Here is a 23,065-nt window from a genome sequence, read left to right as displayed (position 1 = left end):
CCTCTCCTCGACATCGTAAGGTGCCTGGGGCTGGGGTCGAACGGCCCCGGCGCCGAGAGAGTTTGGGCTTATCCGGAGCGTTTGTGACCGACACGACTGCCATCGCCAAGTTGATCGAGCCCGCCGTAAAGGCCGAGGGTCTCGATCTCGTGCGCGTGGCGATGATCGGCGGGACGAGCGACCCGACTCTGCAAATAATGGCGGAGCGACCGGACACCCGTCAGTTAACGCTCAGCGATTGCGAAAAGCTGTCACGCCGCTTGAGCGACATTCTCGACGCCGAAGAAGTTGCCGGCCGCGATCCAGTCGAAGGCGGCTACCGTCTCGAGGTTTCGTCGCCAGGTATCGACCGCCCACTGACCAGGCTCAAGGATTATGTCGACTGGACGGGACATGAAGCGCGCCTCAAGCTCGCCCACCCCCAGGACGGCGCCAAGCAGGTATCCGGCTCCATCGCCGGAATCGAGGGTGAGACCGTGACCATCGCGACGCCCAAGGGCGACCGCGCCATTCATTTCGAAAATATCGCGTCGGCCAAGCTGCTCTTGACCGACAAGCTCATCAACGCCACCGCGCCGCTGTCGACCGAAGGCGCCGACTCAATTCAGACCGTAGAGGACTAAGATCATGGCCACTGCCGCGCCCGCCGCTGCCACTGCCAACAAGGCCGAACTGCTTGCGATCGCCGACGCCGTCGCCCGCGAAAAGCTAATCGACAAGGCCATTGTCATCGAGGCGATGGAGGACGCCATTCAGCGCGCCGCCCGCGCCCGCTACGGTGCAGAGAACGACATTCGCGCCAAGCTCGATCCGACCAGCGGCGACCTGCGCCTCTGGCGGGTCCTGGAAGTCGTCGAAGAACCCGAAGATCATTTCAAGCAGGTCGACCTGAAGGGCGCGCAGAAGCTGAAGAAGGACGCGGCGCTGGGTGACTTTATTGTCGACCCGCTGCCGCCGATCGAATTCGGTCGGATCGCCGCCCAAGCCGCGAAGCAGGTCATCTTCCAAAAGGTTCGCGACGCCGAGCGCGAGCGCCAGCACGAGGAGTTCAAGGACCGCGCAGGCGAAGTCATTACCGGCGTCGTGAAGCGCGTTGAGTTCGGCCACGTCGTCGTCGACCTCGGCCGAGCCGAAGGCGTTATTCGCCGCGATCAGCAGATCCCGCGCGAAATGGTCCGCGTCGGCGACCGAATCCGCTCGCTGATCCTGCGCGTCAGCCGCGAAGTCCGCGGCCCGCAGATCTTCCTGTCACGCGCCCACCCAGATTTCATGAAGAAGCTGTTCGCTCAGGAAGTGCCGGAAATCTATGACGGCATCATCGAGATCAAGGCTGCGGCCCGCGACCCTGGAAGCCGCGCCAAGATCGGAGTCATCAGCTACGACAGCTCGATCGATCCGGTCGGCGCCTGCGTCGGCATGAAGGGCAGCCGCGTGCAGGCCGTCGTGCAGGAATTGCAGGGCGAGAAGATCGACATCATCCCGTGGAGCGAGGACACCGCGACGTTCGTCGTCAACGCGCTCCAGCCGGCGACCGTCAGCCGAGTCGTCATTGACGAGGAAGAAGGCCGCATCGAGGTCGTCGTTCCCGACGACCAGCTGAGCCTCGCCATCGGCCGCCGCGGCCAGAATGTGCGTCTCGCCAGCCAGCTGACCAGCAGCCAGATCGACATCCTGACCGAGGCCGATGCCTCCGAGAAGCGCCAACGCGAGTTCGTCGAGCGTTCGGAGATGTTCCAGAACGAGCTCGACGTCGACGAAACCCTCGCTCAGCTGCTGGTCGCGGAAGGCTTCACCAACCTCGAGGAAGTTGCCTACGTCGAACAGTCCGAAATCGCTGCGATCGAGGGCCTCGACGAGGAAATCGCCGAAGAACTTCAGAGTCGCGCTAGCGAAGCGCTCGAGCGCCGCGAAGCCGCCGCTCGCGAGGAGCGCCGTGCGCTCGGGGTCGAGGACGCCCTCGCCGAAATGCCGCATCTCAACGAGCAGATGCTGGTAACGCTTGGCAAGGCGGGCATCCTGACGCTCGACGACCTCGCCGACCTCGCCACCGACGAACTGGTCCAGAAGAAGCGTCAGGAACCGCGCCGTCGCGCCGAGAGCAACCGGTCGGAGGACAAGGGCGGAATCCTCGCCGAATACGGCCTTAGCGACGAGCAGGGCAACGAGATCATCATGGCCGCCCGCGCGCATTGGTTCGAGGACGAGGAGCCGGCCGCCTCCGCTCCCGACAATGAGGAGGCCGCGAATGCGGACTCCGAACAATGAGGCCGTAGCGCCGACATCGCAGGGCGGTAGCGCGGGTCCGGAACGGACCTGCGTCCTCACCCGCGCCGTCCGTCACAAGGATTCGCTTGTTCGCCTGGCGCTGTCGCCGGACGGCGAAGTCGCACCAGACATCCGCGCCCGCGCGCCGGGCCGAGGTGCTTACGTCGGTGTTGGCCGGGCCGCGCTCGACGAGGCCAATGCCAAGGGCAAGCTAAAGGGTGTTCTCACCCGCGCTTTCAAGCAGGAGCCCAGGGTTTCCGCCGATCTTGGCGCGAAGATCGAAACTGCCCTCAAGCAGGCCGCGCTGGACCGCCTCGGGCTGGAGGCGCGCGGCGGCAGCTTGCTGACCGGGGCCGAACGCATCGAGCAGGCTGCCCGCGCCGGTAAGGTCCACCTCTTGATACATGCCGCCGATGCCGGAGAGGACGGTAATCGTCGACTCGATCAGGCATGGCGGGTTGGCGGCGGCGACAAGCAGGGACTGGTATTTCCGGAAGGCCGCACCATCTTGTCGATGGCGCTCGGCCGCGAAAATGTGGTACATATTGCACTGACCGACCCCGCCGCCGCGCGGCGGGTGCGCCATGCCATCGACCGGTGGCTTACTTTCATTGACCCCGAGGCTGGGCTAGAGGGCGGCGCTGCCGTCCGCGGCGACGCCACGGCAATTGACGACGAAGGAAACAGATGACCGACCAGAGCGACAAGCCCAAGCTTGGAACCCGGCCTCCGCTGGGTCTGAAGCGCACGGTCGAAACCGGCAAGGTGAAGCAGAGCTTCAGCCACGGCCGGTCCAATACCGTCGTCGTCGAAGTGAAGAAGCGCCGCATCCTCGGCAAGCCGGGTGAGGCTCCTCCTCCGGCTCCGGAACCCGTCGTGGAAGCGCCCGCCCCCGCGCCCGCCGCTCCTGCGCCCAAGCCGGCTGCCCCAAAGCGAAGCGCGGCTGACGACGTCACTGCGCGCAAGGAAATGCAGGCGCGCCTTCTGCGGGAGGCCGAGGAAGCGCGGATGGCCGCGCTTGAGGAAGCGCGCCGCCGCGAGGACCGCTCCAAGCTTGCCCAGACCGAAGACGAAAAGCGCCGGGCTGAGGAAAATCGCAAGGCCGAGGAAGAGGCCGCCCGCCGAGCCGAGGAAGAAGCAGCAGCGGCCGTAGCCCAGGCATCCGAACCGGAAGTAGTGCCGTCGGAACAGGCCGCTCCCGAGCCCGAAGAGGCACGGGAAGTTCGCCGTCCGGCAAATGCCCCTGCGCATGCCCCGAAGCGTCCCGATGCGCATCGCCCCAGCCATGGCCGGGTTCGCGAGGAGCGTCGTCACTCCGGCAAGCTCACAGTTTCGCGCGCGCTTAGCGGCGACGAGGGCAATCGTGCTCGCAGCCTCGCGGCGCTAAAGCGCGCCCGCGAAAAGGAAAAGCGTGCCCACCAGACGGCAGGCCCGTCGGCAAAGCAGTATCGCGATGTGGACGTCCCAGAGGCGATTACGGTTCAGGAGCTCGCCAAGCGCATGGGCGAGCGCGGCGCCGACTTGGTCAAAGCTCTGTTCAAGATGGGTACTCCGGTGACCATCACCGAAACCATCGATCAGGATACTGCCGAACTGCTGATCGAAGAATTCGGTCACCGCATCAATCGCGTGTCAGAATCCGATGTCGACATCGATACGGACACGGATGTCGACGCGCCCGAAACTCTGCAGGCGCGCCCTCCGGTCGTGACGATCATGGGCCATGTCGATCACGGCAAAACCAGCCTGCTCGATGCGATCCGCGGCGCCGACGTTCAGTCGGGCGAAGCCGGCGGCATTACCCAGCACATCGGCGCCTATCAGGTTCAATTGAAGGACAAGTCGAAGGTCACATTCCTCGACACGCCGGGGCACGAGGCCTTCACGGAAATGCGCGCTCGGGGCGCCAACGTCACGGATATCGTCGTTCTGGTTGTTGCGGCCGACGACGGCCTCAAGCCGCAGACGATCGAGGCGATCAATCACACCAAGGCGGCCGGCGTTCCGATGATCGTCGCGATTAACAAGATCGACAAGCCGGAAGCCAAGCCGCAGAAGGTCCGGGAGGAGCTTCTCCAGCACGAGATCATCGTCGAACAGATGGGCGGCGACGTACAGGACGTCGAAGTTTCGGCGAAGGAAAAGACCAATCTCGAGGGGCTGATCGACGCCATCAACCTGCAGGCCGAAATCCTCGAGCTGAAGGCCAATCCCGATCGCACGGCGGAAGCCACGGTGATCGAGGCAAAGCTCGACAAGGGCCGCGGCCCGCTTGCCACCGTCCTGGTCCAGCGCGGAACGCTTAAGGTCGGCGATGTCATCGTGGTCGGCGCAGCCAGCGGCAAGGTTCGCGCGATGATCGACGATCACGGCCGCCAGGTTAAGGTGGCCGGCCCGTCCGCCCCTGTCGAAGTGCTCGGCCTGTCGTCGGTTCCCCATGCGGGCGACCGGCTCACGGTCGTCGAGAACGAGGCCCGCGCGCGCGAGGTCGCGACCTACCGCCAGGGCGTGCTCGACAAGAAGCGGACGACCGCGGCTCCTGTCAGCCTTGAGAACATGTTCGCCAACCGCGCCTCGACCACGATCGAATTCCCGCTGGTGGTCAAGGCCGACGTGCAAGGTTCCGCCGAAGCGATCGTCAATGCGCTCAACAAGATCTCGACCGACGAAATCCGGGTGCGCGTGCTTCATTCGGGCGTCGGCGCGATCACCGAAAGCGATGTCACTCTCGCTGCCTCGACCGGAGCGCCGATCATCGGCTTCAACGTTCGCCCGAACGCCAATGCGCGCACGGCTGCCGAGCGCAACAAGGTCGAGTTCCGTTACTACGACGTCATCTACCACCTCACCGACTGGGTGAAGGGCGCGATGGCGGGCGAGCTTGGGCCGGAGATCATCGAGAATGTCGTCGGCCGCGCCAAGGTCCAAGAAGTGTTTCCGGCCGGCAAGCGCGACAAGGCCGCCGGCCTGCTCGTGCTCGAAGGCAACATCCGCAAGGGCCTTCACGCGCGCCTCACCCGCGAAGACGTCATCGTCTCCAAGACGACCATCTCTTCACTTCGCCGGTTCAAGGACGACGTCAAGGAAGTGGTCGCGGGCCTCGAGTGCGGCGTGCTTCTGGCCGACACCAACGACATCAAGGCCGGCGACATGCTGGAAGTCTTCGAGGTCGAGGAGCGCGCGCGGACTCTCTAAATGCGCCACAACGAGACTCCCGAAGGCCGCAGTGTCCGCCTGCTTCGCGTCGGCGAGCAGGTGCGGCATGTCCTGAGCGAGCTGCTTGCCCGGGGCGAGGTGCATGACGACACGCTCCAGTCGCATCTGGTCAGCGTGACCGAGGTCCGGATGTCGCCCGATCTTCGCCATGCGACGGTATTTGTGAAACCGCTGCTTGGACAGGACGAGGACGTCGTCCTGAAGGCGCTGCGCACCAATACCGCTTTTCTCCAGCGGGAAGTGGCCCAGCGCGTGCGGACCAAATATGCGGCGAAGCTCAAATTCCTTCTCGACGAAAGCTTCGACGAGGGGAGCCATATCGACCGGCTGTTACGCAGCGATCACGTCGCCCAGGACCTCGGCGAGGAATGATGGCCGCGGGGGGCCTAATTGTCCTCCTTGCCGCCGCTGCGCAATCGCCGGGCGACGCGGAAACTCCGCCGGTCACCTACCCCGTCATTGTCGGCGAAGGGCCCACGGCCGAAAGCTTCGTCCCCGACAAATGGAAGCTTGAGCGCAAGGCCACTGGCGATCTTAACGGCGACCGGCTGCCCGACGCGGCCCTGGTGCTTCACATGGCGGACCGGGCCAACTTCATATCGAGCGACTGGGACCCAAACCAGAAATATGACAGCAATCCGAGGATGCTGGTCGTGCTCTTCGGTCGCAGTGGCGGCGGCTACACGCTTGCAGCGTCGGATCACGCGCTGATCCCCAGGCTGAAGAACCAGAACCAGGACGATCCCTTCGACGAAGTCACGATTGAGAACGGGACGCTTCGCGTGAAGATGCACCTCTTCATGAGCGCGGGTGGATGGGAGATGGGCGGATCCGCCTTCACCTTCCGCTGGCAGGGCAGCGCTTTCAAATTGATCGGCTTCGACCGCGACAGCGTCCGGCGCAACAGCGGCGAGACCGAAGAGGTCAGCATCAACTTTCTGACCGGCAAAATGCTCGCTAAGCGGGGCAACATCGGAACGGAAAAGGAAACGAGGCTAACCGCGAAGATCCCAATCAGACCGCTGATCGCTCTCGGCGACATCGGCGATGGGCTGATGTTCGATCCGGACGGGCGATGACCGGCGAACTCGAAGCTGCCATGACTAGGGATGGCGTCCGGGCCGAACCCTTTCGGGAAGACTTTCGCCGCATGCTCGGCAAGGCCTGTGCCGAGGATTGCGACATCTGGGCGGTTTACGCCAACGACTTCGGCCCGGACGGTTTCGATGCCAGCCTCGATTCCTATCTCGCGAAACCGGACGCTCACACGTTCGTGCTATTCGCAGAGGATGAAATCGTCGGAATGTCGAGTTACCTCAACATCGACGAGAGCCGGCTGGCGCTGGAAATCGGCGGCACCTATTACCGGCCGAAGTTTCGCGGCACGGGTATCAACCGGCGCATCAAGGACATGATGATCCGGCACGCTTTCGATTGCGGCTTCCTGCGGATCGAGTTTCGGGTCGATGCCCGCAACGCCCGCAGCCAGGCAGCGATGACCAAGCTGGGCGCGGTCCGCGAAGGCGTGATGCGCAGCGACCGGACGACATGGACCGGGCACCGCCGCGACACCGTCCTCTATTCGATCTTGAAGGCAGAGTGGCCGCCTGCTCAAACGGCAGACTGATGGCCAAGCTCTACTTCTATTATGCGGCAATGAACGCAGGCAAATCGACCACCCTGCTGCAGGCCGACTTCAATTACCGCGAGCGCGGCATGGAGACGATGCTGTGGACGGCCGCATTGGACGACCGGGCCGGATCCGGAACCATCGGCTCGCGAATTGCCCTGTCCGCGCCAGCCCATACATATGACGAGGACTGCAATCTCTTCGAAGGCGTCGTTCAGGAACTGATCAAGCGCAAGCTCGATTGCATCCTGATCGACGAGGCGCAGTTCCTCACCCAACGGCATGTGCTGGAGCTGGCGCGTGTCGCCGATGAGCTTGGCATTCCAGTGCTCTGCTACGGACTTCGCACCGATTTCCAGGGCAAACTGTTCCCGGGATCGGCCGCGCTGCTGGCGCTCGCCGATAGCCTGATCGAGCTGAAAGCGGTTTGCGAATGCGGTCGCAAGGCGACGATGAACCTGCGCGTTGACTCCGAAGGCCATGCTGTCGTCGCGGGTTCGCAGACCGAGATCGGCGGCAACGACCGCTACATCGCATTGTGCCGGAAGCATTTCTTTCAACGCCTCAATGAAAGCCGCGCTCGGCAGCTCAGCCTCGGCCTCGTCCGGCCTCGCGCTTGAACGCCACCGCCCTGCCCACCACTTCGAGACCATGAGCGAAACCGTCTTCACCATAGCGACTTGGCTGGTGCCGCTCGTCGTCGCCATCGTCTTCCACGAAGTCGCTCACGGGCTGGTTGCCCGGCGTCTCGGCGATCCGACCGCGGAGCGGATGGGACGGCTGACCCTTAATCCGCTGAAGCACACCGACCCCATCGGCACGATTGCGCTCCCAATGGTCCTGGCGCTCGCCAAGGCCCCGATCTTCGGCTGGGCCAAGCCGGTCCCGGTCGATTTCCGGCTGCTTCGCAATCCGCGCCGCGACATGGTCCTGGTCGCTCTTGCCGGGCCGGGAATGAATTTCATGCTCGCGACCCTTGCGACAATCATTCTGGCGATCTTGGTGTCGGCGACGGGCGGTGAGCCGGCCGGCGCAAGCCTGTTCGTTGCCCAGAATGCGATCAATTTCCTTCTGATCAACCTCTTCCTCGGCATCTTCAATCTCATACCGCTGCCCCCGTTCGACGGTGGCCATGTGGTGGAAGGCTTCCTACCGCGCGGCGCCGTTCCGGCATGGCAGCGGATAGGGCGTTTCGCGCTTCCGATCCTGATTGTGCTGCTGCTCGTGCTGCCCATGATCTCACCCGAGCTGAATATCGTCGGCCGGATCATCTCGCCGATCGTGATGGCGGTCGCCGGCATCTTCCTCGGAGCGGCCGGAATCGCCACCTGAGCCGGCGGGGCGGTTGACCCACACCTCGCTTTCGCGAAGACTGATCGCGGGAGGGTGATATGCGGACCGCTTTTCGCCTCACGCTAGCATTAGGCCTCGGCTTTGGCGCGATCGGCAAAGGATTGGCGCAGCCAGTCCGGCCCACAGCCGTGCAACCCGACATCCCGATCGTCATTCGCCTCGATGAGGACATGGACCGGCAATGGCCGGGTTTTAGGGCGGCAGTTGCCGCTAGCGGGTCAGCCGTCATCTCCGATAATGCCGACTACATCCTTTCCGTGGATGGGGACGTCGCGGACGAGGCGCAATTGCGGCCGTCTCTTACGGGACTAACTGCCATTACCGGCGCTCAGTCAATCTCGCTTGGCCGGCTCTCTTCGGGTGAGGCAGCTCAGGTGCTCACGAAGCTGCTTCCGCTTCTTCAGCGACAGAAAGCGCTAATCACAATGAGCGCGCGGGCACCCAACGGCATCAGCTACTGCATGCTTACGCCGGAGCCGCCATATCAATGCCTGAACCCGGAAATCGCGGAAGCTCTGGGACCGTCGACACCTTCGCAGGTTAAAAACGTCGGATCGAGTGCACGCTATGTCGCCCTCTTCTCGACCGCTGCCGATCTCGGGATCCGTGCGATCGCGCTTTCGGGCGAGAAGTCGGTAGTGCGTCTCGAACCGGGAAAAAGCCTGACGGTAACGAGCACGGCAACGGAAAGCTTGACCCGGTCGCACGAGATCCTGTTGGTTTCGGACCGACCCTTCGACGTCGCCGCCTTTGAACAGCCCAGTCCGTTCACCGCAGGCTGCTTGTTCCGGCTTTACCCAAGCTGCCTTGCCGAGGTGCGAGCCGCGGCGTCCAGTGCCGGGATGTCGGCCATCCGCCTGACTTTTGCCGATCAGGAGCCGGCTCCAGCGATGGGCGGCGGCGTGAACGCCGCGCGCGGCGATTCCGACTGGATGGTCGAACTCTATGCCACCCGGCCCTATTCAGCGGAAGAGATCGAGAAAGACCGGTTATTGCCCCAGCAACAGCGGCAATTCCTTGCCGAGCGAGCGCCCGAGGAACGGGCGCATACCTGCGGAGGGACGATCATCGCGCCCAACCTGGTGCTTACCGCGGCGCATTGCGTCGCCACTGGTCGCTTCCTAGGAGAGAATATCACAAGGGTCTTCACAGACCGGCGCGTCAGGGTCGGCTCGCTGCGGATGGGCAAAGGGGGCGAGACCCGGGCAATCATCGGAGTCGCCGTTCATGCCGGCTACAGCGGCGTCGGCACCGGCCTGCCGGACGACATCGCCTTGCTGATGGTGAAGAGCGATGACCGGATCCGCCTTGCGCCGAGACCGCTGGCGATCGCCACCATGCCGCCTGTACCGGGTACGACAGTAACGGGTCTTGGCTGGGGGTATACGCAGGCCGTCGCCCCTGACGCGAACGTGATGCTGAGCATGTCGGACGAGCTTCAGCGCAACCCCAACATCCTTCAGCAGGCCTCGCTCGAAGTGCTCGCGCCCGCGCAATGCCAGAAGCGATTGCCGGGACGGATCAAGCCGGGAATGCTTTGCCTCGTCACGCCAAAGGCCATTGCAGATCGGGGCGGGCCGGCAACTTTTTCCTGCCGCGGCGACAGTGGCGGTCCGCTGGTGCGCGAATATGGAAACGGGAACGAAGAGCTGGTCGGCCTGACGAGCTGGTCGCTCGGCTGCGGATACAAGGGCACGCCCTCGGTCTACACCGACGTCGCAAAGTTCTCGCGATGGATCGAAGCGGCGCGGCAGGCCATCAAGCCGGGCCAGGCTCTACGTGTGCCGGAGCCGGGGCGCGGCCGCTAGGACGCACCCCGGAGCCCGAAATTAATGGTCGGTCGAACCCTGATCTGTGGCGTTGGCGACCGCCGCGTTGTCGGTGGCGTTCGCGACGTTTTCCGCCGCATTGTCGAGGTTGGCCGCGGCACTGTCGAGATTATCGGCTGACTCGCTCGGCGGAACCGTTTCCTCGACCACGGCCGTATTCGCCTCTGCGGCCGACTCTTTCTTGTCGCATCCGGTAATCAAGATCGCAGTTCCTGCGACGAGCAGGCTAATTGTCAGTTTGCGCATTCTACCCTCCTGTTGTGAAACCCTCCAATTCCTTACCTAGCCGAAATGAGTCCGACGAAGAAGCGATTTGAATTCCTCTGTTTGGCGAAGCGGCTCCAGGAAGGGATCGCTGAACAGATAGACGAGTCCGGAGTCCTGCTCGGCAAGCGCCCGCTGGAGAGCGGCCAAGGCATCGTCGGTGCGGTCCATTTGCGCCAGGACCTGCGCCTGCTGGTAGAGACCGTTATCTCCTTCCTCGGCGATCAACCGCTTCAGCGCCGCCCCGGCTCGAGCACTATCGCCGGTTCGGAAGGACGCAATAGCCTCTCCGGGAATGGCTAAAAGGCTCGCCTTTTCCAGCTGGAATTCGGCAAGCGCATCGGCAGGATTGCCGAGCATAAGCAGGGCGTTGCCAATATCGCCGTGGGCGCCGCTGATCTCCGGATTGAGCGCCAACGACCGCCGAGCAGAGATGATCGCCGCACGATAGTCGCCGCTCGCAAAGTGGATTCTACCTTCGGTCTTGAACAGGGCGGGATTGAGCGGATCGAGCATGATGGCCCGTTCGATGGCAGGCACTGCGGCGGCGAACTGCTTTCGCCGTGCGCGATACAACGCGTAGAGGTTGAGCACATCGGCGCTGCCTGATCCATATTGGCGGGCGCGTTCGAAGGGGCCGTCCGCCGCCTTGATGTCGAGCTTCCCATAAAACAGCGCATAGCCGAGGGCGGCGTGACCTTCGGCGAATTGCGGCGCAGTGGAAATCGCCGCTTCGGCTTCCGCGACTGCCTCGCCGTAAAGCTGGCGGCGCTCGGTGGCCTGGGCATATTGGTTGGCGATCACCGCAAGCGCCCGCGATAGGGCCGCATGAGCCGCGGCGTATCGGTCGTCCTTGGCAAGCGCTTCCCGAAAAAGGGCCAGGGCCTTGCGGTCGCTCGCCTCGTCGACCTGCGATTCGAAGGCTTCCTTGCCGCGAAGGAAGGCATCGAAGGCCGCCGAGTCCTTGGTTCCCCCGTTGCGCTCCCGGCTTTCCGTGCCTGGGCCGCTTAAGCGAGGGAGCAACGCCCGCGCGGCGGCGCCGGCGATCTCGTCCTGCAACTGCAGCAAATTCGTCAGCGGCCGGTCGAACGTGTTCGACCAGGTGCTGAAGCCGTCTCCGCCGTCGATCAATTCAATGGCGATCCGCACCTGACCGTCATCCACCCTCACGTTACCCGTGAGAAGGTTGGCGACCCCGAGCTTTTTCGCGATCGATCTGGTATCCGAGCCTTTGACTGCACTCGATGATGTCTGCCCGACGACTTGGATCGCCGGATCGCGGGCAAGCCGGGCACGAAGCTCCGCGGATAGCCCGTCCGACAGATAACGCTGACTCGGGTCACCGCTCAGATATTCGAACGGGAGGACCGCAACGCTGTTGCTGTCGGTGCCCTTGCTCCCAAGCAGTTTCCAGGCGCCGAAGCCGCCCAGCGCGAGCACCGCGGCTCCACCAGCAAGGAGGGCTGTCCTGCGGTCCGCCACGACTGGCAGGCTGCCTCGCGGCGGCGGCGAATGGCCCAGGATGTCGGCGACTGCGGCGACCGCCTTCCGGATACCCGCGTTGGACGGCCGCGGCCCTCCGGCGCGAACCTGGATGCACTGGATCTGGCGAAAGCCAAGCGGCGGCAGGCTGCCGTCGATGCTGAGCGGCACCAAGTTGTGATGCTCGCGGCCGACGCTGGCTTCATCCTGGACCCAGTCGGATTGCAGCGAATTGGCCGACCACAGGACGACGACGGCGCGCGCCTGCTCGAGAGCTTCGGCGATCTGCCCGCTAAACTTCTTGCCGCCTGGGATAAGCCCGTCCCACCAGGCCGGAATCCCGGCCTCCTTCAGGGCGGCGATGACCGCCTGCGCCCAAGCCTCATCTGCACGGGCATAGCTGACGAACACGTGCCCCGCTTCGGTCGGCCTGTTCTCGTATCGCGCAGCTTCTTCCACACGCGCCACCCCCTGGGCGGCGCATCCTATGGTTACTGCCGCCGCTTGTCATCCTCATGGCCATTACCGGACGGAACGACTAGGGCGCGGGCCATGCCTCTCAACGGTTGGATCATTCTCGATAAGCCGCTCGGCCTCGGCTCGACCCAGGCGGTGGGGGCGGTCAAGCGCGCGCTTCGCGAAGCCGGCAAGCCGAAGACGAAAGTCGGTCATGGCGGGACGCTCGATCCGCTTGCGACCGGGGTCCTGCCCATCGCGCTCGGCGAGGCGACCAAGCTCGCCGGGCGGACGCTGGATGCGACCAAGGCCTACGACTTCACCATTCGCTTCGGGGAGGAAACCGACACGCTCGATTGCGAGGGAACGGTGAAAGCAACGAGCCATGTCCTCCCAAGCGAGGAAGCAATTCGTGGTATCTTAGTCCGGTTCACCGGCCCCCTCGAGCAGGTCCCACCGGCCTATTCGGCGCTTAAGGTGGACGGCAAGCGGGCTTACGACCTTGCCCGTGCCGGCGAGGAGGTCAGCCTGAAGACCCGGAACGTCACGATCGACAACCTCGAACTGCTTGAGAGCGGAGAAAATAACGCCACATTCTCCGCCACCGTCAGCAAGGGCACCTACATCCGCAGCCTGGCGCGCGACATCGCCCGCGCGCTCGGCACCGTCGGCCATGTCACCATGCTCAGGCGGACAAAGGCCGGTCCCTTCTCTCTCAAACAGGCGATATCGCTGGACAAACTCGCCGATATTGCTAAGGCGCGCTTCCTTGACGAGGTGGTTCTCCCGCTCGAAGCGGGGCTGGACGACATCCCGGCCCTCCCCGTCACTCCCGAACAGGCCCGATTGCTCCGTTACGGACAATCGCTTGTCGGGATCCCCGTGCAACCGGGGCTTCACCTGGCGAAAGACGGCGATGTGCCGGTTGCCCTGGTCGAAGCCGAGGGCGGCGCAGTTCGTGTCGTGCGCGGGTTCAACATCTAGATTTAAGGAGTGAATCGATGTCGATTACCGCTGAGAAGAAGCAGGAACTGATCAAGGAACATGGCCGCGCAAAGGACGATACCGGTTCGCCGGAAGTCCAGGTTGCCATCCTGACCGAGCGCATCACCAACCTGACCGAGCATTTCAAGACTCACGCGAAGGACAACCATTCGCGCCGTGGCCTGCTGATGTTGGTCAACAAGCGCCGCAGCCTGCTCGATTATCTCAAGCGCGAAGACGCACAGCGCTACAGCGATCTGATCGCCAAGCTGGGCCTCCGAAAGTGACACCAAGGGCGCCTTCGGGCGCCCTTCGACTATCGGGGCTTTTCGCAATCCGGCGGGAAGCGCCGTCGACAGGGGCAAGACTGAACGCCTCAACCCGCCGCGGGCCGGTAAGCCCGCAAAATGAGGAACCCGCCGGCATCCGGCCGCCGGGCGAAGGAAATAAAATGTTCGATATCAAAACTGTAGAAATCGATCTTGGCGGCAAGACCCTCAAGCTCGAAACGGGCCGCGTTGCCCGCCAGGCCGATGGCGCCGTCATCGCCACGCTGGGTGAAACCGTCGTGCTGTGTGCCGTCACCGCCGCCAAGTCGGTGAAGCCGGGCCAGGACTTCTTCCCGCTGACCGTCCACTACCAGGAAAAATTTTCGGCCGCGGGGCGTATCCCGGGCGGCTTCTTCAAGCGCGAGCGCGGCGCGACCGAAAAGGAAACGCTGACCAGCCGCCTGATCGACCGTCCGATCCGCCCGCTGTTCCCGGAAGGCTTCTACAACGAAGTCCTCGTCATCGCGCAGGTCCTCTCCTACGACGGTGAGAACGAGCCGGACATCGTCGCCATGTGCGCCGCGTCCGCCGCGCTGACGATTTCGGGCGTCCCGTTCATGGGTCCGATTGGCGCGGCCCGGGTCGGCTACAAGGATGGCGAGTACATCCTGAACCCGACCGGCACCGAAGTCGCCGAGGGCGACCTTGACCTGGTCGTCGCCGGCACCCCGAACGCCGTGATGATGGTCGAATCCGAAGCGAATGAGCTTTCGGAAGAGGTCATGCTCGGCGCCGTGATGTTCGCCCATGCCGCCTCCAAGAAGGTCTGCGAGGGAATCATCAAGCTCGCAGAAAAGGCCGCCAAGGATCCGTGGGACCTGGAGCTTCTCGACGACAGCAAGGAAACCAAGGCCAAGCTCAAGGAGGTCATCGGCAAGGATCTCGAGGCCGCCTACAAGCTGACCAACAAGCAGCAGCGCCAGACTGCGATCAACGAGGCCCGCGAAAAGGCGCGCGAAGCGTTCGCGGACCTGGCTGAAACGGATCCGGCCGCCTATCTGGGCACCCTGAAGCTGGTGAAGAAGCTGGAAGCGGACGTTGTCCGCACCGCGATCATCAAGGAAGGCCGCCGCATTGACGGCCGCGACACCAAGACGGTTCGCCCCATCGAGGCGATGGTCGGCTTCCTTCCCCGCGCTCACGGCTCGGCGCTGTTCACGCGCGGGGAGACCCAGGCGATTTGCACCACTACCCTTGGAACAAAGGAATCGGAGCAGATGATCGACGGGCTGGAGGGCCTCTCCTACCAGCGCTTCATGCTGCACTATAATTTCCCGCCCTACTCGGTCGGCGAAGTTGGCCGCTTCGGCGCTCCGGGCCGCCGCGAAGTCGGTCACGGCAAGCTCGCATGGCGTGCGCTTCACCCGATGCTGCCGTCGATGGACGATTTCCCGTACACAATCCGGGTCCTCTCCGACATTACCGAATCCAACGGCTCTTCGTCGATGGCCACGGTCTGCGGCGGTTCTCTGAGCATGATGGACGCCGGGGTTCCGCTGAAGCGCCCGGTTGCCGGCATTGCCATGGGCCTGATCCTCGAAGGCAAGGACTTCGCCGTGATCAGCGACATCCTTGGCGACGAGGACCACCTCGGCGACATGGATTTCAAGGTCGCCGGCACGTCAGAAGGCATCACCAGCCTTCAGATGGACATCAAAGTTGCCGGGATTACCGAGGAGATCATGAAGGTCGCCCTTGCCCAGGCGAAGGATGGCCGCGCCCACATCCTGGGCGAAATGGCCAAGGCCCTCGACCACACCCGCGAAGAGCTTTCGGCTCACGCGCCGCGCATCGAGACGATGCAGATTTCGAAGGACAAGATCCGCGAAGTCATCGGCACCGGCGGCAAGGTCATCCGCGAGATCGTCGCGACGACCGGCGCCAAGGTCGACATCGACGACGAGGGCCTGATCAAGATCAGCTCCTCCGACCTGTCGCAGATCGAGGCTGCCCGCCAGTGGATCACCGGCATCGTCGCCGAGCCGGAAGTCGGCACGATCTACACCGGCAAGGTCGCCAGCATCGTCGATTTCGGCGCGTTCGTGACGTTCATGCCGGGCAAAGACGGCCTCGTCCACGTCTCGGAAATCAAGAACGAGCGGGTGGAGAAGGTCGCCGACGTCCTGACCGAAGGCCAGGAAGTGAAGGTCAAGCTGCTCGAAGTCGACCAGCGCGGCAAGGTTCGCCTGTCGATGCGCCTCGTCGACCAGGAAACCGGCGCCGAGCTCGAAGACACGCGGCCTGCGCGCGAACCGCGTGAAGGCGGCGACCGTGGTCCACGCGGCGATCGGGGCGACCGTGGTGGACGTGACGGTGACCGCCGTCGCGAAGGCCGCGGTCCGCGCCGTGATCGTGACGACCGTGGCCCGCGAGGCGAAGGCCGCGGCGATCGGGGCGACCGTGGTCCGCGCCGTGAGCGTTCGGACCGTGACGAAGGCCCCGCGCCCGAGTTCGCCCCGGCGTTCCTGACGGGCGACAAGGACGACTAAGCCTAGGTCTGTAACCGAACAACAAGCCCTCCGGCGCAAACCGGGGGCTTTTTGTTGGCGCCTTGCCATCCGGCTTTGCTGCGAAAGATAACGTCGGTTAATATCCCCAGAGACTCGCATTCTTCGGGGAACATCATGCGTTTGTCGCCGCTTCTGCTTGCCGCCGCCTCACTCATTGCCACGCCCGCTTTTGCCGCGGGCACGAAGGTCAATTCTTCCGCCGAACTGGCGCAAAAGGCGGAGTCGCTGAAGCCCGGCGACTGGGTATGGGGCGGCAACCTCGCGCCCAAGGGGCCTGTGCTGGTCTATGTCGACCTCGGCCGCCAGCAGGCATCCGTCTACCGCAATGGCATTCGCATCGGCGTCTCGACGATTTCGTCAGGCAAAGCTGGTCACGATACGCCGAACGGGGTTTTCACTATCCTCGAAAAGGCCAAGGTCCACCACAGCCGAACTTACGACAATGCGCCGATGCCCAACATGCAGCGGCTCACCTGGAAGGGGGTCGCGCTCCACGCCGGCAACCTTCCGGGCTACCCGGCCAGCCACGGCTGCGTCCGCTTGCCGCTCGCTTTTTCCGAAGTGCTGTTCAACACGACCGACAAAGGTGGAACCGTCGTCATCGCCGGTCGCGCCGGTAGCCCGCACAAGCGCCCCCCGGCCGGCCTGCTCGCCCCCGCAAGCCTTCAGGGCCATGGCGCGGTTGCGCTTCCACTCGGGGACAAACAGGCGTTCAGCTGGCAACCGCAGCTAAGTCCCAGCGGTCCGGTGTCGATCATCATCTCGACCGCGGACCAGGCCGTGGTCATCCTTCGCAACGGGGTCGAAATTGGCAGGGCTCGTGCCGTCATCCATCAGGGCGCCTCGGAGTCGCAGGTCCTGACCATGTCCCGCGACCGCGCGGGAAAGGCCGAGTGGATCCAGGTCGGAGTCAATAACTTGGCTGCCGAAGAAGCGGCCATCGTCAGCACGCGCGGCGTCGAGGAGATGCAGCTGCCCGGACAATTCGTCCAGCATATGCGGTCGGTAATGGAGCCGGGAACGACGGTTCTCATCACTGGCGCCTCGATGACCGCCGACACGACCGGCCAGCAAACTACGGTCATTGCATCTGACGAAGATCCCGCCACCAACTGACCGGGCCAAATTCGTGGGCCTTAACTCTCGAATGCCTCGAGGATAGGGCACGGCCCACTCGTGCCTTCGGCGCATTCCTTTGAAAGACGCCGAAGTGAGTCCCGCGCAGTCGTGAGTTCAGCGATCCGTCTGTCGAGGTCCTGAATTCGTGTTTGGGCAAGTGCGCGAACACGCGCTCGGTCAGTCCCCGAATCCAGCAGAAGCAGCTCCCTGATCTGTTGAAGTGTGAAACCAGCCGTCTGCGCCTGCCTAATGAAGCGGAGACGGCGAACATCTTCCGATCCGTAGCGCCGGATTCCTTCGTCGCGCGTTGGTGTCTCGAGCAGCCCCTTGCGCTGATAGAAGCGGATTGTCTCAACGCCGACCCCCCAGCAGCGGCAAGCTTTCCAATGGTGAGCGAATGAGGGCCTTGACTCTGTACCATGGTACGGAAGCTATATCACTGCCGACACGAGCACAAGGAGTGAAGAAATGTCGGACATGTCAAACGCGCCAGGCAGGACGGGGAAGGCGGTGCTTCATCGCATGGTGATGCCGCACCACACCTGCCCATACGGTCTCAAGGCGAAGCATTTGCTGGAACGCTCCGGCTATGAAGTCGAAGACCACCATCTCACCAGCCGCGAAGAAACGGACGCGTTCAAGTCGCGCTACAACGTAGCCACCACGCCGCAGGTGTTCATCGGTGGCAGACGCGTCGGCGGATACGACGACTTGCGCCGTTTTCTCGGAAAGCGGGTCAGCGATCCGAGTGCGACCAGCTATCGTCCGGTCGTTGCCCTCTTCGCGATGACGGCGCTGATGGCGATGGCGGTGAGCCATGCTGTAACCGGCAGCGCTTTCACGGTCCGGGCGGCGGAGTGGTTCATCGGAATGTCGATGATTGTCCTCTCCCTCCTGAAGCTGCAGAACGTCGAAAGCTTCGCGACGATGTTCCTGAATTACGACCTGCTGGCGAAGCGTTGGGTCCCTTACAGCTACGTCTACCCATTCGCCGAAGGCGCCGCTGGCGTTCTGATGGTCGCCGGTGCCCTTAGCTGGTTGTCCGTGCCGCTTGCCCTGTTCATCGGCACGGTTGGTGCGACTTCAGTGTTCAAAGCGGTCTACATCGAAAAGCGTACGCTGAAGTGCGCCTGCGTGGGCGGGTCCAGCAACGTGCCCCTTGGCTTTATTTCGCTCACCGAGAATCTGATGATGATCGGCATGGCTCTTTGGATGGCCCGCATGTGGTTCTGATGTGAGTCATTGCGAGGCAAGGTGCGCATGCTTAGAAGGCATGACATGATATCGGCGCTCATGAAGGTGCTGACGCTTTTTGCGTTAATGCTTATGCCCCTCGGTATGACCGGCGCAATCGCCGGCACCGGGCCCACGCCGGACGATCACTCGGCGCTAGGCATGACTGCCGGCCACTGCGACAAGCTGCCGGTGAAGGACAAGGCGCCGGCCGCGAAGATGGACTGCACGACAACGTGCACCGCGCTTCCGGCGGCCGAGGTGTGGGTGCCGCTGTCTATCATGAAGCCTACCGCCCCGCGGACCGTGGCCATTTCGGCACCATTCTCCGGGATCGAGCCGGAGATCGCGACTCCGCCTCCGAGACGAAGCTGACGTTCCAACCTTTCGTTGAACATCGCTTTTTCGGAGACTTACAATGAAGACCATTATTGGCGCGATTGCGCTTATTTTCGCCGTTCCGGCTTCCGCCCAGTCCGCACCTGGGGCTGGTCCCCAGGCCCCGCATGAGGGCAGCATGGATCATTCCAAGCATCAGCAGGGCAAGCATGACTGCAAGGAATGCTGCGAGAAAATGAAGGGCAAGGACGGCAAGATGGAGTGCATGGACATGAAGGGCGATGCCAAGCCGGCTTCGACCGATGCCAGCGCTCACGAAGGCCACGCCAGCCACTAGTCGGGCAGGGGCGCCGTCAGCCGGCGGCGCCCGTTCCCCTCGGCCCGAACCGACATTTCTGGCGCCCAGGTCCGGGCGCGGAGACTGACATGACAATTATTCCTTCGCTCGACCGCCGGGCGTTCATCGGCGGAGGCACCGCGCTCGCTGCGACAGCCGCGCTGAGGCCGGCCTGGGCATCGACCTTGAGCCACGGGGTCGTCGCCAAGACGTCTCAGACGCTAAGCGGTGAGGACATCCGCCTCACCGTCGACAAGCTCGTCTTTCCGCTTGACGGCAGGATCGGACATGCGATCGCCATCAACGGCACCGTTCCGGCGCCGCTGATCCGCCTGAAAGAGGGACAGAAAGTTCGTCTGACGGTGGACAACAGGCTGGACGAGGACACATCGATCCATTGGCACGGCTTGCTTGTACCCTTTCAGATGGACGGCGTTCCGGGAATCAGCTTCCCCGGAATTCGCGCAAAGACGAGCTTCACCTACGAATTCCCGATCAGGCAGTCCGGCACCTACTGGTACCACAGCCACAGCGGGCTCCAGGAGCAGCTCGGCCATTACGGCCCGATCGTCATCGATCCGGCGGGGCCCGATGCGGTTGCGTACGACCGCGAGCACGTCATCGTCCTTTCCGACTGGACATTCATGCATCCGCACCGGCTATTCATGCGGATGAAGCAGGAGGGCGGCTTCTTCAACCGCAACAAAAGAACGCTTGCCAACAAAGGCAACGACGGCCTCTCAGCAGAAGACGCAGCGATGTTCGCACAGATGCGGATGGACCCGACCGACATTTCGGACGTCACGGCAGCCGCCTATACCTATCTCATCAATGGTCACAGCCCGGCGGAGAATTGGACCGGCCTGTTCCGTCCCGGCGAGCGCGTGCGGCTCAGGCTCATCAATGCGGCAGCGCAGACCATCTTCAACATCCGGATTCCGGGCCTCAAGTTGCTGGTGGTTGCAACGGACGGAATTGACGTCCGCCCGGTCGAGGTCGACGAGCTTCAGATCGGCAATGCCGAAACTTACGACCTGATCGTCGTCCCGGAGGACCGGGCCTATACGTTCGTGGCCGAAGGCATTGACCGTTCCGGCATGGGCGTCGCAACTCTCGCGCCAAACGCGGGCATGCGCGCGGAAGTGCCGCCGCTTCGCGAGCGGCCGACGCTGACCATGGCGGATATGGGCATGGCAATGGATCACTCCGCTCACGGCGGCGGCGCCATGACGATGGATCACAACATGCGTGACAAGTCCAAAGTCGACTTCAAGGTTGGCCCCGGTGTCGACATGATCGCGCCGATGCCGATCAACCGGAACGACCATCCCGGGATCGGTCTCGACAACGTGAGCCATAAGGCTCTGACCCATAACGACCTCGTGTCATTGAAGCCCAACACGGACACGCGCATTCCGACCCGTCGTATCGACATCCACCTGACCGGCAACATGGAACGGTTCATGTGGTCGATGGACGGTGCGAAGTTGAGCGAGAATCCGGAGCCCTATCGATTCGCTCGCAACGAGCGCGTCCGACTTCGGCTCATCAACGACACGATGATGACCCACCCGATGCACCTGCACGGCCATTTCTTCGAGATCGTCAACGGCAATCCCGGACACCAGCCGTTGAAACACACGATCCGCGTGCTACCCGGAAGCTTCGTCGACCTTGACCTCACGGCCGATGCGCCGGGTGACTGGGCGTTCCATTGCCACCTGCTCTACCACATGCATGCGGGGATGATGCGCGTCGTCAGCGTCCGGCCGATGGACGGAGAAAAGGCATGACCCGGGCTTTCTTGATCCTAGCCGCGACGTGCCTAGCTTCGCCGGCGCTCGCTCAAGTGTCCGACCCACATGCCAGCCATGCGGCTTCGGAAACGGCGCCAGCCGTGAGCGGAACCTGCACACCCGAACATGCGGCGATGGGCCACTGCAAGCTGCCCCAAACGCCCGCGGCGCCACCGCCCCCTCATCGACCTGCACACCCGAACATGCGGCGATGGGCCACTGCAAACTTCCGGAAACGCCCGCGGCGCCACCGCCCCTCTCATCGACCTGCACCCCCGAACATGCGGCGATGGGCCATTGCACGATGCCCTCGGGTCCGCAGGCAGACCCTCATGCCGGGCATGAGATGAGCCAAACGGCTTCGGTAGACATCCCGATAGCGTCGCCGCCATCGGAAGCGCTATCCGGCCCGGCCCACGCGGCCGACGCGGTCTGGGGCTCGGCGATGGAGCGTAGCCGCAACATCTTGCGCGAAGAGCATGGCGGCATGCCCGCTGCCAAACTCCTCGTCGATCGTGCCGAGACCAGCTTCCGCGACAGCCGCGACGCATATGTGCTCGACATGCAGGCCTGGTACGGAGGCGACATCGATAAGCTCTGGCTCAAGAGCGAGGTCGAAGGATCCTGGGGCGATAAGCTCGAGCATGCCGAAGTTCAGGCGCTGTGGAGTCACGCCATCGGCCCATGGTTCGACCTTCAGACAGGCATTCGTTTCGATCCGCAGCCGGGACCGAATCGAACGCACCTCGCCCTCGGGGTCCAAGGTCTCGCCCCTTATTGGTGGGAAGTGGAAGGGACGATGTTTCTGTCGAACAAGGGCGAACTGACGGCCCGGGCCGAGGCAGAATACGACCTTAGGGTCACTCAGAAGCTCATCCTCCAGCCGAGGCTCGAGATCGCGCTTTCAGCGCAAGATGTCGAGGAACTCGGAATTGGCGCGGGGCTGAGTGAAGGCTCGCTCGGCCTTCGCCTTCGCTACCAGGTCTCGCCGCTCGTCGCCCCTACATCGGCGTCGAATATGAACATGCTTTCGGCGACACCGGCGACTTCCGCCGCGAAGAGGGCGAAAGGGCTGACGGCTTCAATGTGCTGGCCGGCTTGCGCTTCTGGTTTTGACGGCCTGCCGGGATCTACTGCTTAGTCAGGCCTGGTAACACATAAATGCGAAGTCAGGGCCAACGGAAGGGTGTCCCTTGCAGCCCAATGATATTCGGGCAATAGCGCGCCCCGCGGGCGCTTCCCGCCGGTCCGCGTAACCCAGATCCGTCAATCGTCTGAGGCAGGGATGCGCCGACTCTATTACTCGCCAGGAGCATGTTCGCTCGCCCCTCACATCATCCTGGAAGAACTCGGCGAGCCTTTCGTGACGACAAGAGTCACGATCCGGCTGCAACAGCATGAGACGCCAGAATTTCTGGCATTGAATCCGCAAGGCCGAGTGCCTGTGCTGGAGGACGATCAATTCGTCCTAACCGAAGCGCCTGCGATCCTGCTCTATCTTGCCCGCAAGGCTCCGAGCGGAGTGCTGATTCCCCCGACGACGAGGGGTATGGACGCACGGTGCAACTACTCAACTTCTTCAGTTCATCCGTGCACGTCGCTTTCGCGCAGTTTTGGCGCTCCCAGCGCTTCGCCACAACGCAGGCGGCGAGAGATGAAGTCGTGGAGCTTGGTCGCGAAACCATCGCCGACGGCTTCAAACGGATCGACGCGTTGCTTCGCGGCCGCGAGTGGTTTGTTGGCGACCGCTTCTCGGTCGCCGACACTTACCCCCTCGTCTTCTTCCGTTGGGGCGGCCTCATAGGTCTCGACATGAGCCGGTTCGAGGACTGGTCGCACCACACGAGGCGAATGCTCAACCGGCCCGCGGTACAGCGAGCCCTTTCCACCGAAGAAATCGAGATTGCGGTCGCAAGCTAGACG

23 protein-coding genes are annotated in these 23,065 nt (G+C 63.4%); 20 read left to right on the top strand and 3 right to left on the bottom strand.

From position 1 onward, the window contains the following. The first annotated feature begins 83 nt into the window (after nt 1-83). The 10 genes from rimP to G7076_RS01965 are packed head-to-tail and all read left to right on the top strand — an operon-like array spanning nt 84 to nt 10,272. Nucleotides 84-623, top strand: a complete 540-nt coding sequence (gene rimP / locus G7076_RS02010) for a ribosome maturation protein RimP (RefSeq protein WP_166199979.1) — start codon at nt 84-86, stop codon at nt 621-623. Nucleotides 624-627: 4 nt separating this feature from the next. Continuing rightward, nucleotides 628-2,265, top strand: a complete 1,638-nt coding sequence (nusA, locus tag G7076_RS02005) for a transcription termination factor NusA (RefSeq protein ID WP_166199977.1) — start codon at nt 628-630, stop codon at nt 2,263-2,265. Beyond that, nucleotides 2,246-2,956, top strand: coding sequence for a DUF448 domain-containing protein (locus tag G7076_RS02000; RefSeq protein ID WP_166199975.1), 711 nt, complete (start codon nt 2,246-2,248; stop codon nt 2,954-2,956). Before nusA ends, G7076_RS02000 begins: the two co-directional genes overlap by 20 nt. Then, nucleotides 2,953-5,460 carry a translation initiation factor IF-2 gene (infB, locus tag G7076_RS01995; protein WP_166199973.1) on the top strand — a complete coding sequence of 836 codons (2,508 nt, stop codon included), beginning with the start codon at nt 2,953-2,955 and terminating at the stop codon, nt 5,458-5,460. Before G7076_RS02000 ends, infB begins: the two co-directional genes overlap by 4 nt. After that, a complete protein-coding gene (gene rbfA / locus G7076_RS01990) occupies nt 5,461-5,853 on the top strand; it encodes a 30S ribosome-binding factor RbfA (RefSeq protein WP_166199971.1) in 393 nt (130 codons plus the stop codon). It begins immediately after the preceding gene. Then, the gene (locus tag G7076_RS01985) at nt 5,850-6,560 is read left to right on the top strand and encodes a hypothetical protein (RefSeq protein ID WP_166199969.1); all 711 of its coding nucleotides are present in this window, start codon (nt 5,850-5,852) and stop codon (nt 6,558-6,560) included. Before rbfA ends, G7076_RS01985 begins: the two co-directional genes overlap by 4 nt. Then, nucleotides 6,557-7,108: a GNAT family protein gene (locus G7076_RS01980; protein ID WP_166199968.1), complete on the top strand. Its 552-nt coding sequence runs from the start codon at nt 6,557-6,559 to the stop codon at nt 7,106-7,108. The genes G7076_RS01985 and G7076_RS01980 overlap by 4 nt, the downstream gene beginning before the upstream one ends. Further along, complete coding sequence (locus G7076_RS01975) at nt 7,108-7,731, top strand: thymidine kinase (RefSeq protein ID WP_166199966.1); 624 nt, start codon at nt 7,108-7,110, stop codon at nt 7,729-7,731. Before G7076_RS01980 ends, G7076_RS01975 begins: the two co-directional genes overlap by 1 nt. A gap of 31 nt (nt 7,732-7,762) precedes the next feature. After that, nucleotides 7,763-8,443: a site-2 protease family protein gene (locus G7076_RS01970; RefSeq protein WP_166199964.1), complete on the top strand. Its 681-nt coding sequence runs from the start codon at nt 7,763-7,765 to the stop codon at nt 8,441-8,443. Between the two features lie 59 nt (nt 8,444-8,502). Then, the gene (locus G7076_RS01965; protein ID WP_166199962.1) at nt 8,503-10,272 is read left to right on the top strand and encodes a serine protease; all 1,770 of its coding nucleotides are present in this window, start codon (nt 8,503-8,505) and stop codon (nt 10,270-10,272) included. Between the two features lie 21 nt (nt 10,273-10,293). Here the strand turns inward: G7076_RS01965 and G7076_RS01960 are convergent, their stop codons facing one another. Beyond that, nucleotides 10,294-10,539, bottom strand: a complete 246-nt coding sequence (locus tag G7076_RS01960) for a hypothetical protein (RefSeq protein WP_166199960.1) — start codon at nt 10,537-10,539, stop codon at nt 10,294-10,296. 36 nt (nt 10,540-10,575) lie between these two features. Continuing rightward, nucleotides 10,576-12,507 (bottom strand): TIR domain-containing protein, encoded by a 1,932-nt coding sequence (locus tag G7076_RS01955; RefSeq protein WP_166199958.1) that lies wholly within the window; start codon nt 12,505-12,507, stop codon nt 10,576-10,578. Nucleotides 12,508-12,591: 84 nt separating this feature from the next. Here G7076_RS01955 and truB point away from each other — a divergent pair, with 84 nt between their 5' ends. The 4 genes from truB to G7076_RS01935 all read left to right on the top strand — a co-directional run bounded on the left by truB (nt 12,592) and on the right by G7076_RS01935 (nt 17,434). Beyond that, a complete protein-coding gene (truB, locus tag G7076_RS01950; RefSeq protein ID WP_166199956.1) occupies nt 12,592-13,479 on the top strand; it encodes a tRNA pseudouridine(55) synthase TruB in 888 nt (295 codons plus the stop codon). Nucleotides 13,480-13,496: 17 nt separating this feature from the next. Beyond that, the gene (rpsO, locus tag G7076_RS01945) at nt 13,497-13,766 is read left to right on the top strand and encodes a 30S ribosomal protein S15 (protein WP_166199954.1); all 270 of its coding nucleotides are present in this window, start codon (nt 13,497-13,499) and stop codon (nt 13,764-13,766) included. 164 nt (nt 13,767-13,930) lie between these two features. Next, on the top strand, nt 13,931-16,297 hold the full coding sequence (gene pnp, locus G7076_RS01940; RefSeq protein WP_166199952.1) for a polyribonucleotide nucleotidyltransferase: 2,367 nt from the start codon (nt 13,931-13,933) through the stop codon (nt 16,295-16,297). Between the two features lie 135 nt (nt 16,298-16,432). After that, a complete protein-coding gene (locus G7076_RS01935; protein ID WP_166199950.1) occupies nt 16,433-17,434 on the top strand; it encodes a L,D-transpeptidase family protein in 1,002 nt (333 codons plus the stop codon). Nucleotides 17,435-17,454: 20 nt separating this feature from the next. On the opposite strand, the gene G7076_RS01930 is transcribed toward G7076_RS01935, so the two are convergent. After that, the gene (locus G7076_RS01930; protein ID WP_206367588.1) at nt 17,455-17,784 is read right to left on the bottom strand and encodes a MerR family DNA-binding protein; all 330 of its coding nucleotides are present in this window, start codon (nt 17,782-17,784) and stop codon (nt 17,455-17,457) included. Nucleotides 17,785-17,914: 130 nt separating this feature from the next. Between G7076_RS01930 and G7076_RS01925 the strand changes: the two genes are divergently transcribed. From G7076_RS01925 to G7076_RS12300, 6 genes are all read left to right on the top strand, one after another. Next, the gene (locus tag G7076_RS01925) at nt 17,915-18,670 is read left to right on the top strand and encodes a glutaredoxin family protein (protein WP_166203269.1); all 756 of its coding nucleotides are present in this window, start codon (nt 17,915-17,917) and stop codon (nt 18,668-18,670) included. Nucleotides 18,671-18,715: 45 nt separating this feature from the next. Then, nucleotides 18,716-19,045, top strand: coding sequence for a hypothetical protein (locus tag G7076_RS01920; RefSeq protein ID WP_166199948.1), 330 nt, complete (start codon nt 18,716-18,718; stop codon nt 19,043-19,045). A 43-nt stretch (nt 19,046-19,088) separates the two neighbouring features. Continuing rightward, nucleotides 19,089-19,346, top strand: a complete 258-nt coding sequence (locus G7076_RS01915) for a hypothetical protein (protein ID WP_166199946.1) — start codon at nt 19,089-19,091, stop codon at nt 19,344-19,346. A gap of 89 nt (nt 19,347-19,435) precedes the next feature. Next, nucleotides 19,436-21,139 (top strand): copper resistance system multicopper oxidase, encoded by a 1,704-nt coding sequence (locus G7076_RS01910; RefSeq protein ID WP_166199944.1) that lies wholly within the window; start codon nt 19,436-19,438, stop codon nt 21,137-21,139. Nucleotides 21,140-21,488: 349 nt separating this feature from the next. Beyond that, nucleotides 21,489-22,283 (top strand): copper resistance protein B, encoded by a 795-nt coding sequence (locus tag G7076_RS01905; protein ID WP_166199942.1) that lies wholly within the window; start codon nt 21,489-21,491, stop codon nt 22,281-22,283. 419 nt (nt 22,284-22,702) lie between these two features. Next, the gene (locus G7076_RS12300) at nt 22,703-23,062 is read left to right on the top strand and encodes a glutathione binding-like protein (protein WP_346774096.1); all 360 of its coding nucleotides are present in this window, start codon (nt 22,703-22,705) and stop codon (nt 23,060-23,062) included. Nucleotides 23,063-23,065: the final 3 nt, after the last annotated feature.

It is taken from the genome of Sphingomonas sp. HDW15A, assembly GCF_011301715.1.
In the GTDB taxonomy this organism is placed as follows: Bacteria; Pseudomonadota; Alphaproteobacteria; order Sphingomonadales; family Sphingomonadaceae; genus Sphingomicrobium.
Note: the sequence above shows the minus strand (reverse complement) of the source record. Positions and strands in the feature narration are given on the sequence as shown.